The sequence below is a fragment of the Rahnella sp. ChDrAdgB13 genome, assembly GCF_017655185.1.
Lineage (GTDB): Bacteria > Pseudomonadota > Gammaproteobacteria > Enterobacterales > Enterobacteriaceae > Rahnella > Rahnella contaminans.
The window spans coordinates 68,336-80,961 of record NZ_JAEMGT010000018.1; the positions used below are offsets into that span (position 1 = coordinate 68,336).

Annotated in this window: 11 protein-coding genes; 8 read left to right on the top strand and 3 right to left on the bottom strand. The window is 53.4% G+C overall.

What is annotated here, in order from left to right; all coding sequences use genetic code 11:
- Positions 1–87 precede the first annotated feature (87 nt).
- The 6 genes from hisS (at position 88) to J8X26_RS06795 (ending at position 6,154) form a co-directional block, all read left to right on the top strand.
- Positions 88–1,362, top strand: coding sequence for a histidine--tRNA ligase (gene hisS / locus J8X26_RS06770; protein WP_208950498.1), 1,275 nt, complete (start codon positions 88–90; stop codon positions 1,360–1,362).
- 13 nt (positions 1,363–1,375) lie between these two features.
- The gene (locus tag J8X26_RS06775) at positions 1,376–1,996 is read left to right on the top strand and encodes a YfgM family protein (protein ID WP_152324571.1); all 621 of its coding nucleotides are present in this window, start codon (positions 1,376–1,378) and stop codon (positions 1,994–1,996) included.
- Positions 1,997–2,007: 11 nt separating this feature from the next.
- Entirely contained in the window at positions 2,008–3,189 is a 1,182-nt protein-coding gene (gene bamB, locus J8X26_RS06780) for an outer membrane protein assembly factor BamB (protein WP_152324570.1), read from the top strand.
- Between the two features lie 210 nt (positions 3,190–3,399).
- Positions 3,400–4,884, top strand: coding sequence for a ribosome biogenesis GTPase Der (gene der, locus J8X26_RS06785; RefSeq protein ID WP_152324569.1), 1,485 nt, complete (start codon positions 3,400–3,402; stop codon positions 4,882–4,884).
- 70 nt (positions 4,885–4,954) lie between these two features.
- On the top strand, positions 4,955–5,911 hold the full coding sequence (locus J8X26_RS06790) for an AEC family transporter (RefSeq protein WP_208950499.1): 957 nt from the start codon (positions 4,955–4,957) through the stop codon (positions 5,909–5,911).
- A gap of 12 nt (positions 5,912–5,923) precedes the next feature.
- A complete protein-coding gene (locus J8X26_RS06795; RefSeq protein ID WP_208950500.1) occupies positions 5,924–6,154 on the top strand; it encodes a zinc ribbon domain-containing protein in 231 nt (76 codons plus the stop codon).
- On the opposite strand, the gene J8X26_RS06800 is transcribed toward J8X26_RS06795, so the two are convergent.
- The 3 genes from J8X26_RS06800 to J8X26_RS06810 form a co-directional block, all read right to left on the bottom strand.
- Positions 6,139–6,483 (bottom strand): protealysin inhibitor emfourin, encoded by a 345-nt coding sequence (locus J8X26_RS06800; RefSeq protein ID WP_165058490.1) that lies wholly within the window; start codon positions 6,481–6,483, stop codon positions 6,139–6,141. The genes J8X26_RS06795 and J8X26_RS06800 overlap by 16 nt on opposite strands.
- A complete protein-coding gene (locus J8X26_RS06805; RefSeq protein WP_165058488.1) occupies positions 6,484–7,518 on the bottom strand; it encodes a M4 family metallopeptidase in 1,035 nt (344 codons plus the stop codon).
- 136 nt (positions 7,519–7,654) lie between these two features.
- Entirely contained in the window at positions 7,655–8,737 is a 1,083-nt protein-coding gene (locus J8X26_RS06810) for a LacI family DNA-binding transcriptional regulator (protein ID WP_152324564.1), read from the bottom strand.
- A gap of 215 nt (positions 8,738–8,952) precedes the next feature.
- On the opposite strand from J8X26_RS06810, the gene J8X26_RS06815 reads away from it, so the two are divergent.
- Positions 8,953–10,266, top strand: coding sequence for an MFS transporter (locus J8X26_RS06815; protein ID WP_152324563.1), 1,314 nt, complete (start codon positions 8,953–8,955; stop codon positions 10,264–10,266).
- Entirely contained in the window at positions 10,263–12,626 is a 2,364-nt protein-coding gene (locus J8X26_RS06820; RefSeq protein ID WP_208950501.1) for a TIM-barrel domain-containing protein, read from the top strand. Before J8X26_RS06815 ends, J8X26_RS06820 begins: the two co-directional genes overlap by 4 nt.

The following is a 12,626-nucleotide window of genomic DNA, read 5'->3' on the forward strand; positions in this document are numbered from 1 at the left end:
GGTAGGGGATAGTGTCTGCGCGTTGAACCGTAGGGCACAAAACCCCTATAATCGGGTTCATTTTTTATAAAACGATAGAGAACTGACGTGGCAAAGAATATCCAGGCCATTCGCGGCATGAACGACTATCTGCCTGAAGACACGGCATTATGGCAGCGTATCGAAGGTACGTTAAAACAAGTGCTCGGCGGTTACGGCTACAGTGAGATCCGTATGCCGATTGTAGAGCAGACCCCATTGTTTAAGCGCGCTATCGGTGAAGTGACCGATGTCGTGGAAAAAGAAATGTACACCTTTGAAGACCGCAACGGTGAAAGCCTGACGCTGCGTCCTGAAGGTACGGCTGGCTGCGTCCGTGCCGGCATCGAACATGGTCTGCTGTACAATCAGGAACAACGTCTGTGGTACATCGGCCCGATGTTCCGCTACGAGCGCCCGCAAAAAGGCCGCTATCGTCAGTTTAATCAGCTGGGTGTTGAAGTCTTTGGCCTGCAAGGCCCGGATGTTGATGCCGAACTGATCCTCCTGAGTGCCCGCTGGTGGCGTGCGCTGGGTATCGCTGAACACGTTACGCTTGAGCTGAACTCTATCGGCTCTCTGGAAGCCCGCGCCAATTATCGTGATGCGCTGGTGGCTTTCCTTGAGCAGCATAAAGACAAGCTGGATGAAGACTGTAAACGCCGCATGTACAGCAATCCACTGCGCGTTCTGGACTCTAAAAATCCGGATATTCAGGCGTTATTAAATGATGCGCCGAAGCTCGGTGATTATCTTGATGATGAATCAAGAGAACACTTTGCAGGTCTGTGTGAACTTTTAGAGCAGTCTGGTATCCCATATACGGTTAATCAGCGACTTGTGCGCGGTCTGGATTATTACAACCGCACCGTGTTCGAGTGGGTAACCAGCAGCCTGGGGGCGCAGGGCACCGTGTGTGCTGGTGGCCGTTATGACGGGCTGGTAGAACAATTGGGTGGTCGTGCAACACCTGCCGTCGGTTTTGCTATGGGACTGGAGCGCCTGGTCTTACTGGTTCAGGCTGTAAATCCAGATTTCAAAGCATCTGCGACGGTAGATGCTTATGTAATTTCTTCTGGTGCGGGTACGCAAAGTGCGGCGATGCAACTGGCTGAAACGCTGCGTGATGCACTGCCTGAACTGAAAGTGATGACTAACTACGGTGGCGGTAACTTCAAAAAGCAATTTGCCCGTGCTGATAAATGGGGTGCTCGCGTTGCCCTGGTACTGGGTGAAGATGAAGTCGCAAACCTGCAGGTTGTTGTAAAAGATCTGCAAAGTGGAACGCAAGAAACGCTGGCGCAAAGCGAACTCGCCGCGCGCCTGGCTTCGATGTTGGGTTAAGGAGAAGGACACTGTGGAAGTCTATACCACTGAGAATGAACAGGTTGATGCTGTACGTCGCTTCTTTGCCGAGAACGGTAAAGCGCTGGCCATCGGCGTGGTTCTGGGGATTGCAGCCCTGAGTGGCTGGCGTTTCTGGCAGAGCCATCAGGACTCAGCCTTGACGGAAGCCTCTGCCTCTTTCCAGAAAGCTAATCAGTCGCTGACCGCGAATAGCGCTCAGGGTGTTGCTGACCTCGAAAAATTTGCGCAGAGCAATGACAACAATTACGGGGTGTTTGCTGCCCTGCAACTGGCCGATCATTTCGTGGAAGCGAAAGATTTCGCGAATGCTGAAAAGCAGCTGGCGCAGGCACAAGGCTTTGCAAAAGAAGATAATTTACATTCGCTGGTGAATTTACGTCTGGCTCGTGTCCAGATGCAGCAAGGCAAATTTGATGATGCACTCAAAACGTTAGACGGCGTGAAGGGTGAAGGCTGGGTGGCAATGCAGCAAGGCATCCGCGGTGATGTTCTGCTGGCAAAAGGCGATGCAAAAGGCGCTCGCGAAGCCTACAGCAAAGGAATTGATTCTAAACCCTCTCAAACGCTGCAAACCATGCTGCGTATGAAATTGAACAACTTAGCCAGCTAAGGGGAACCCCGATGCAATTGCGTAAAACACTCTTGGTAGGATGGGTTTCTGTTGCCCTGCTGAGTGGCTGTTCATTGTTTAACAGCGAAGAAGACGTTGTGAAAATGTCTCCGCTGCCAAAAGTTGAAAACCAGTTCACTCCGACGAAAGTCTGGAGCAAGTCTGTCGGCAATGGCGTAGGCGAATACTATTCCAACCTGCATCCTGCCTGGCAGGACAGCACCATCTATGCCGCCGACCGCTTTGGTGTGGTGAAAGCGCTGGATGCGGACAGCGGGAAGGAAAAATGGAGTGTTAACCTGTCTGAAAAAACCGGTTTCTTCTCCAGCAATATCTCGGCTCAGCTTTCCGGTGGCCTGACAGTTTCCGGTGATCATGTTTACGTCGGCAGTGAAAAAGCTGTGGTTTACGCATTGAACACGGCAGATGGTACCGTGGCATGGCAGACTAAAGTGGCGGGTGAAGCGTTATCCCGCCCGGTAGTCAGCGATGGTCTGGTTCTGGTTCACACTGGCAACGGTATGTTGCAGGGTCTGAGTGAGTCCGATGGTACAATCCAGTGGACCGCTAACCTTGATATGCCAACGCTCTCTCTGCGTGGTGAATCTGCGCCTGCGGTTGCGTTTGGTGCGGCTATCGTCGGCGGTGATAACGGTCGCGTAAGCGCCGTGCTGATGAAAGAAGGCCAGTTGATCTGGCAGCAACGTATTTCTCAGACTACCGGTACGACTGAAATCGATCGTCTTAGCGATGTGGATACTACGCCGGTTATCGTCGATGGTGTTGTGTATACGCTGGCTTATAACGGCAATCTGGTGGCGATGGATCTGCGTTCTGGTCAGATTGCGTGGAAACGTGATGTGGGTTCCGTGAATGACATCATCGTTGATGCTGGCCGTATTTATCTGGTCGATCAGGATGACCGCGTTATGGCCCTCGACACCCAGGGCGGCGTGAGTCTGTGGCGTCAAAGTGAATTGCTGCACCGTAACCTGACGGCACCTGTGCTGTATAATGGTTACCTTGTGGTCGGTGATTCCGAAGGTTATCTGCACTGGATCAACACCACGGATGGCCGTTTTGTTGCTCAGCAGAAAGTTGACAGCGATGGCTTCCTGAGTGCGCCGATTGTGGCAAGCGACAAGCTGGTTGTGCAGGCGAAAGGCGGCGAAGTTTACTCCTTTACACGCTGATATCGCGACCCGCGTCTGGCTTTGAGATCGCTTGATCCCGGCCTTTAAAACGGCTCCTGAATTGCTCAGGGGCCGTTTCGTATTCTGAAAACAGCGTAATGACTCATTGAGAATTACAGCGTAAGAAATTGAATTATAGTGGTTTGTCTGAATTTACAGGCGTGCCGTCTATTTGCGTTTAGCTCTATATATAAAAACTGAGGCTTCAAAATGATACCTGTCGTTGCGCTTGTTGGGCGCCCGAATGTGGGTAAATCCACTTTATTTAACCGTTTAACCAAGACGCGTGATGCGCTGGTTGCGGATTTCCCGGGGCTTACGCGTGACCGCAAGTATGGTCGTGCAGAAATTGAGGGTAATGAATTCATCATCGTTGATACCGGCGGTATCGACGGTACCGAAGATGGCGTTGAAACCCGTATGGCCGGGCAGTCACTGCTGGCAATCGAAGAAGCCGACATCGTCTTGTTCATGGTGGATGCGCGCGCGGGCCTGATGCCTGCCGATCAGGGCATTGCCCAGCATCTGCGCAGCCGTGAAAAAGCGACGTTCCTGGTCGCCAACAAAACTGACGGTTTAGACCCTGATAGCGCCACCGGCGATTTCTATTCCCTCGGTCTGGGCGAAGTATACGCGATTGCCGCTTCCCACGGCCGTGGTGTAGCACAACTGATTGAACACGTTCTGGTGCCGTTTGTTGGTGAAAAACCTGTAGAAGTTGAGCTGAGTGAAGAAGAAGCCAACGCCGCTTACTGGGCTGAACAGGAAGCAACCGGTGATGAAATCCCGGAAGACGAAGAAGATAATTTCGACCCGACAACATTGCCTATCAAACTGGCTATCGTCGGGCGTCCGAACGTAGGTAAGTCCACACTGACTAACCGCATTCTGGGTGAAGAGCGTGTCGTGGTTTACGACATGCCGGGCACCACGCGCGACAGTATTTATATTCCGATGGTGCGCGACGAACGCGAATACGTTCTTATCGACACCGCCGGTGTGCGCAAACGCGGTAAAGTTACTGAAACGGTTGAGAAATTCTCCGTTATCAAAACACTGAAGGCGATTGAAGACGCGAACGTCGTGATGCTGGTTATTGATGCCCGTGACGGTATCTCAGATCAGGATTTGTCACTGCTGGGCTTCATCCTCAACAGCGGGCGTTCACTGCTGATTGTGGTGAACAAGTGGGATGGAATGAGCGAAGAAGCGCGTGCTCAGGTGAAAGACCAGTTAGATCTGCGCCTCGGTTTCGTTGACTTCGCGCGTATCCACTTCATCTCAGCCCTGCACGGCAGCGGCGTGGGTAACCTGTTCGAATCCGTGATTGAAGCGTACACCTGCGCAACTACGCGTGTGAGCACTTCCTTACTGACACGTATCATGCAAATGGCGGCAGACGATCACCAGCCACCGCTGGTCAATGGCCGTCGCGTTAAGCTGAAATATGCGCACGCGGGGGGGTATAACCCGCCAATCGTGGTAATTCACGGTAACCAGGTGAAAGATCTGGCTGATTCCTACAAACGCTACCTGATGAACTACTTCCGTCGCTCACTGAAAGTGATGGGTACGCCAATACGTATTCAGTTCAAAGAGGGTGAGAACCCGTTTGAAGGCAAGCGTAATACCCTGACGCCTAACCAGATGCGTAAGCGTAAGCGTCTGATGTCTCACCTGAAAAAAAGCAAATAATGATTTACGGGGTGCATGAAAATGCGCCCCATTTTTTTTATCTCTTTTTACCCTGCAAGGAGCTGGCTGGATGTTCTGGCAGACCTGGAGTTTTGCGTTTGGCGTTACTGTTCCGAATTTACTGATCTTACTGCTGGGCGTGATGCTGCGCCGCACAGGCCTGATGGACGACAATTTCAACGAGAAAGCCAGCCGGTTAGTGTTTAACATTGCGCTGCCTTGCCTGCTCTTTTTCAGCGTTGCGCAGGGGCACGACTCCTCCGGCTCAAACCTGCCGCTGGCGCTTTACGGCGGGATCGCCACCGTCGTTTCATTTTTACTGCTGGAGCTGGTCGCCCTTAAGCTGGTGAAAGATCCCCGCGAACGCGGCATCTTTGTGCAGGGAGGATTCCGCGCCAATACCGGTATCGCCGGTCTTGCGTACGCCTCGCTGGCATTTGGTAATGAAGGCATTGCCTTAGGATCGATGTATCTGGCGGTGACGGTGATTCTGTTCAACGTGCTGTCCGTTATTACGCTGACCCGCAGCCTGAAAGGCGGGCAGGGGAAACGGATTGGGATGAAGCCGATTTTGCACGGAATAGTAACTAACCCGCTGATTATTGGTCTGGTTCTTGGCCTGGCATTTCAGTACAGCCATTTACCGATGCCGGCGACGATTGCCAGCACAGGTGATTTTATTTCCGGCATGGCGCTGCCGCTGGCGATGCTGTGCGCCGGTGCAAGTCTGGACTGGCGCGCGATGTTCCGCAGTTCTAACGTGGCGGCCTGGTCTTCGGCGTCGCGTGTTATTTTTGTCCCTGCGCTGATGACGTTCGGCGCATGGCTGTTCGGTTTTCGTGGTGCCGCGCTGGGTGTGATTTTTCTCTTTTCATGCACACCGACGGCGGCTGGTAGCTATGTGATGACGCGCGCGATGGGCGGTAACGCCACGCTGGCGGCCAATATTATCGCCGTCACAACGCTGGGATCATTTTTCACGACGGCGCTGGGGCTGTATTTACTGCGCACACTTGGCGTCATTTAGAGGAGATATACGATGGATGCGCTCTGTCCGGTCTGCGGTCAGCCGATGAGCTGGGTAAGTGGTCACTTTCACTGTGACACCTGCCAGACAAGTTACACACAAACGGCGTTATGCCCGGATTGTCAGCAACCGTTGCAGGAACTGAAAGCCTGCGGCGCAGTCGATTACTTCTGCCAAAACGGGCATGGGATGATTTCTAAAAAACGGGTGATTTTTACCTGTTCACTTTATTCAGAAGAGTGATCGTCGGGCTGAGCCTGTTTCCATAAATCGACCAGTTCTTCAGGTGTCTCAGTTTCGGGAATAATGACCACCAGACTGGCGGAGTGCTCTGCTGACGTGTAATAAATTTCGAGACGGAAATAACGCTGGTCACCCCGACCAGCGTTTTCTTTTTCCTGAGCATAAGGCAGGGCTTTATTGATGAGCTGGCAAATTTCCCGCCGTTTGTCATCACTCATGCCTGAAAGCTCAACCCGTCGCGGTCCGCTGAGTTTGGGGATAAACGCGACCCCGCCCTCACGGTAGATTTCAATTACCGTATTACTTTCCAGCGAATCTAAAGGTTTCATTTACATCACTCCAACCTGCTCCCAGGCTTCACGAACCGCTTGCGCAACCGAATCGTCAAAGCGTTTGCCCGCATTTTTGACCGTCAGCTGTGCGAAGGCGACAAAGTCAGCATCTTTCGCCAGAGATTTATCGCAGACCGTGTCGTACCAGACATACCCCGCGCGCTCCCAGGCATTGCCTCCCAGTTTAGTGGCTGCCAGATAAAATGCGCGGTTAGGGATCCCTGAATTGATATGTACGCCGCCATTATCGTCGCGGGTATTCACATACCCTTTCATGTCGGCTGGCTGCGGGTCTTTACCGAGCAGCGGGTCATCGTAGGCCGTTCCCGGGTGTGACATTGAACGTAAGCCGGTGCCGTGAATGCCTTTTGCCAGCAGGCCTTCGCCGATAATCCAGTCGGCTTTATCTGCCGTCTGCTTCAGATGAAACTGCTTCACCAGCGAACCGAACACATCCGACAGGGATTCATTCAGCGCACCCGATTGCCCGTTATAATCCAGACCCGCCTCGCTTTCGGTCACGCCGTGGGAAAGTTCGTGACCCACAACGTCAATCGCAATGGTGAACCTGTTAAAAATCTCACCGTCGCCGTCGCCAAACACCATCTGCTGACCGTTCCAGAAAGCGTTCTGATAGCCCTTGTCGTAGTGAACGGTGCCCAGCAACGCCAGCCCTTTATTGTCCAGGGAATTACGCTGATACGCCTGCCAGAAGAAATCATAGGTTACACCGAGATAATCATAGGCTTCATCAACAGCCACATCGCCGTTACTGGCCTCACCTTCTTTACGTACCGATTCACCCGGCAGTTTTGTGGTGTTCTTAGCGTCATAAATATCACGCTCAACCTGACCCGCTTTGGCGGTCACAATCTTTTGGGGTTTAGCATAAGGCTGCGCCATTAACGTATTGACGTGGACGAGCGTTTGTTTCGCGCACCGGCGCTGAGGTTCTGAGCCGTGCTCGATAATACGGTTAAGCATGTACGGAGGGATAACGCTGTTGTAACGCTTCGCTGAACTGTGATTCATCGTGAATCTCCTTATCAAGTGCCACCCGTGGGTGAAAGAAAGGCGTTCTGACTGCCTGATACTGAAAGGAGGCTAATGATTAGCCGTCTCCTGTCAGTATAGGACTGCGCTGCGTGATGTCCGTGAAAGATGAGATTTATCTGTCCGGCAGAGGGTCATACAAAAGATGCGGGCGTGGAGTCACGGCACGGCCGGTGGCTTTGCGCACCGAATTGCGCACCACCAGTTTTCCCTGCAAAAGCTGAGTGGTGTGAGGCGCATCCGGACGCAACATTCTGCGTTGCAGCAGGGCGATGGCTTCCGCGCCCAGTTCGTCACGCGGAACGTGAACGGCGGTCAGCGGGACATCGTGAATTTCGGCCAGATTAAATCCGTCGGTGCTGATGACGCTGATATCGCCGGGCACTGATAACCCTCTTTTCGCCAGCGCGGCTACCACGCCTGACGCCATAAAGTCGCCACCGGCCAAAATGGCGGTTGGCAACGGCTGTTCCGGTGGCAGTGAATCGAAGTATTCCAGCAGCGCCTGTTCACTTTCCTGTGCGCCAAATCCTGACGTATTCAGCAAATGCTGGCTGTCGCTGAACGTCTGATGATGGCGGGCGAACGCCTGTTTAATGCCGGTCAGGCGCAGCTCCATGGTATGACGGCGCAGACATTGCACTGTCACGATATGGGTATGACCCTGCGCGAACAGATAGTCGCAGGCGAAATCGCCCATCGTCTGGTGATCGGGGCTGACGCTGTCGTGACGCATATGCCGGTCATGGCAATTGACCAGCACACAGGGTTTTGCCATTTCTGCCGCCAGCTGATGAATATGCGGGTCGTCGATGCCGACCAGTAAAACGGCTTCAGTCAGCGGATCGGTCATTTTGGCGATGAAAAGTGCGGCGTCGGCGTTTTCTTCTTCCATTGCACAATAGCGGACACGTACTTCGTGACTGGCCGTAGACGCCAGAATGCCCTGGATCACTTTGTAGTAAAAAATATCACTGCGTACATCAAAGGCGCGGGCCGGGGCGAAAATGATGAGATTGTTGAGCATCAGCCTGCCGGTGGACAGTTCGTCAAAAACGCCCTGCGATTTGGCACATTTAAGCACAAGGTCACGGGCTTTGGTGCTGGTGTTATTTTTTCCTGCCAGAACACGCGAAACCGTGCTAATCGACAGCCCCGTCTGGTCGGCAATTTGCTGGATATTTAACTTTCCTTTCAAACTGTGATCTCCTTCAAAATCGATCCTGCAAAATTTTTCACCCAGGAAGATGGCTACCCCATAAGCTTTTGCCAGCTCCCGTTTCGCCACGAAGTTATAGCGTGAAAGCTTTTGCAAAAAATCACGTTTCGCTCACAAATCCGTCTGCCTACTCTGCGGAAGTACCTCAAATAACACATCATCTGCGGCAACGGCCGACGGATGGGAGAACAGGCATGACAATTCAAATCAACACCGAGACGGCCGCCGTGACAGGGCGTCGAAAAATAAAAGCGTTACGCTGGTGGATGCTGGCGCTGTTCCTCCTCGGCGTGACGGTTAACTACGTCACCCGAAATTCCCTGGGTTTACTGGCTGCTGAACTTAAAACCAGCCTGAACATGACGACCGAACAATATTCCTACATCGTGGCGGCGTTTCAGGCGGCCTATACGATATTCCAGCCGTTGTGCGGCTGGCTGATTGACGTCATCGGGCTGAAACTCGGCTTTCTGATTTGTGCGTCAATCTGGGCCGTAGTCTGTATGTTGCACGCGGGGGCGGGCAGCTGGATCCAGCTTGCTGTTTTGCGTTTCTTCATGGGGAGCGCCGAAGCGGCGGCCACACCAGCCAATGCGAAAGCGATTTCTGACTGGTTCCCGCGTAAGGAACGTCCAGTTGCGGCGGGCTGGGCGGGAGTCGGTTTCTCCATCGGGGCGATGCTGGCACCGCCAATTATTCTGGTGGCGCACATATCATTTGGCTGGCGTGGCGCCTTCTTGTTTTGCGGCGTGCTGTCGATGCTGTGGGTTCTGCTGTGGTGGAAATTCTACCATTCTCCGGAGACGCATCCGAACCTGAGTAAGGACGAACTGGCACTGATCCGTCAGGATAACGAACCCCAGCAGGAACGCCTGCCTTTCATTAAATCCCTGAAAATTGTTTGTAAGAACAAGAAATTCTACGGTATCGCCATCCCGGCATTTCTGGCCGAACCGGCGTGGGCCGTCTTCAGTTTCTGGGTTCCGCTGTATCTGGCCAACGAACGCGGCATGGATTTAAAACACATCGTGATGTTTGCCTGGCTGCCGTTCCTGGCCGCCGATCTGGGCAGTATTGCCAGCGGTTATCTCACCACGCTGTACCGCAAAGTGTTTGGTTGCACCCGCATTAACTCGATTGTCGCAAGCTCTGTCACCGGTGCATTCATGATGCTTTCTCTGGCGCTGGTCGCAGTCACACAAAGTCCGTACGCCGCGATTGCGCTGATCTCCATCGGTGGTTTTGGTCATCAGGTCATTTCCTGCATGCTCAGTGCGGTTGTCGTTGAAACATTTGATAAAAGCCAGGTTGCGACCGTCAACGGAATGCGCGGTTCTTCCGCATGGATCGCCAGCTTCCTGTTCTCACTGCTGATTGGCGCAGTGGCTGATTCGATAGGTTTTAATCCGCTGTTTATCGCTATGGGATTCTTTGATTTGATTGGCGCAGTCTTCCTGATTGCCCTGATCGCAGAACGCCGCAATCCGGCAAAAAGGGAGAGTGTATGAAAACGTTAAAACACTGGGAGCTTGCCGGGCAGGATAACGCAGGCGTCGATCTGCGGGTCGAAGGTAAGCATCTGTTTTGTCTGCGGGTGCTTGAAGAGGGGCTGATTCGCGTCTTTATTCAGCGCAACGGCGAACTGGCGCTGGACAGAACCTGGAGCATCGCGCCACAAAACGATGTGCCGTGGGAAGGGCGTGACCGCCTGAGCAACGAAGGTTTTTCGCAGCCGGGCTACCAGCTGTCGCAAGATGAAAACTCGCTGACTTTAGCCACTGAGGCGCTGCGCGTCACGGTTCATCAGCCGCTGTGGCTGGAGTGGGAATACAAAAATGACACTGGCGCGTGGCTGCCGCTGGTGAAAGACCGTAAAACCGGCGCATATATGCTCGGTGTTAAAAACGAAGCGTCGGCGCATTATCAGCTACGCGAGGCGCAGGATGGCGTTTACGGGCTGGGCGAAAAAGCCGGTGATCTCAACCGCAGCGGCCGCCGTTTTGAAATGCGCAATCTGGATGCGATGGGCTACAACGCCGCCAGCACTGATCCGCTGTACAAACATATTCCATTCACGATGACCCGCCGGAATGACGTCAGTTTTGGTCTGTTCTACGACAATCTCAGCAATGTCTGGCTGGATCTGGGAAATGAGCTGGATAACTACCATTTGCCATATCGCCGTTTCAGCGCGGAAGCGGGCGATCTTGATTACTACCTGTTTATCGGGCCGACGTCACTGGACGTCACCAAGAAACTGGTGAAGCTGACCGGTAAAACCACGTTTGGCCCGAAATGGAGCCTCGGTTACAGCGGCTCGACGATGTATTACACCGACGCACCGGATGCCCAGCAACAGCTGATGAAATTCATCACGCTGTGCCAGCAGCATGAAATACCGTGCGATTCCTTCCAGCTTTCATCGGGTTACACGTCGATTGGCAACAAACGTTACGTGTTCAACTGGAACTACGACAAAGTGCCTGAGCCGGAAGTGATGTCGAAAGCGTTTCTCGACGCGGGTATTCGTCTGGCCGCCAACATCAAACCTTGCTTATTGCAGGATCACCCGCAGTACGGGCAGGTGGCGGAGCAGGGCTTGTTCATTCGCGATAGCGAAAGCAACGTGCCTGAGCGCTCGGTTTTCTGGGATGACGAAGGATCGCATCTCGATTTTACACATCCGTCCGCCGTACGCTGGTGGCAAAAAGGCGTGACGCAGCAGTTACTGGAAAAAGGCATCGGCTCGACCTGGAACGACAACAACGAATACGAAGTCTGGGACAGCGACGCGCGCTGCCACGGTTTCGGCAAATCGATCGCCATCAAACACATCCGCCCGGTTATGCCGTTGCTGATGATGCGTGCGTCATTTGAAGCGCAGCAAAACTTTGCTCCGGAAACCCGTCCGTACCTTATTTCGCGTTCCGGCTGTGCGGGCATGCAGCGTTATGTGCAGACGTGGAGCGGCGATAACCGCACTAACTGGCAGACGCTGCGTTACAACACACGGATGGGCATCGGGATGAGTTTGTCCGGTTTGTACAATGTCGGGCACGACGTCGGCGGGTTCTCCGGCGATAAACCGGAAGCCGAGCTGTTTGTCCGCTGGGTACAAAACGGCGTGATGCATCCGCGCTTCACTATTCACTCATGGAATGACGATAACACCGTGAATGAGCCGTGGATGTATCCGCAGGTGACGCCACTGATCCGCGATGCAATCCGCCTGCGTTACCGTCTGTTGCCGTATTTCTACACGTTGCTGTGGCAGGCGCATGCGGAAGACGAACCGATGCTGCGTCCGACGTTCCTCGATCACGAGCATGATAAAAATACATTCGCTGAAACCGATGATTTCCTGATGGGGCGCGACTTGCTGGTTGCCAGCGTTGTCGAAGAAGGCCAGCGCGAACGCCGCGTTTATTTGCCGGATAACGGTATCGGCTGGTGTGATTTCTATACTGGCGAATGGTTTGCCGGTGGTCAGACAATCACGCGCGCTGCGCCGCTGGATCGCCTGCCATTGCTGGTGCGCGCCGGTGCTGCGCTGCCGCAATCTTCCCGTCTGGCGCACGTTGACGCCAGCCGTGATATGTTGCGTGAATTGCATGTTTATCCGGCCGCAGGCCAGGCGAAATCGAGCGGTTTGTTGTTTGAGGATGATGGCGAAAGCCATCGCTGGGAGCAAAATCATGCGCTGTGGGTGAACTGGGAAATTACCAGTAACGCGCAACGTATTGATCTCACGCTGACTCAGCGTGGTGATTTCAAACCCGCCTGGAAAACCCTGAGTATCGTGCTGCCGGAAAGCGAAGTGCGTGAGCTTTGGGTAAATGGCGTGAAGACAAATAGCTATAATCTGTAA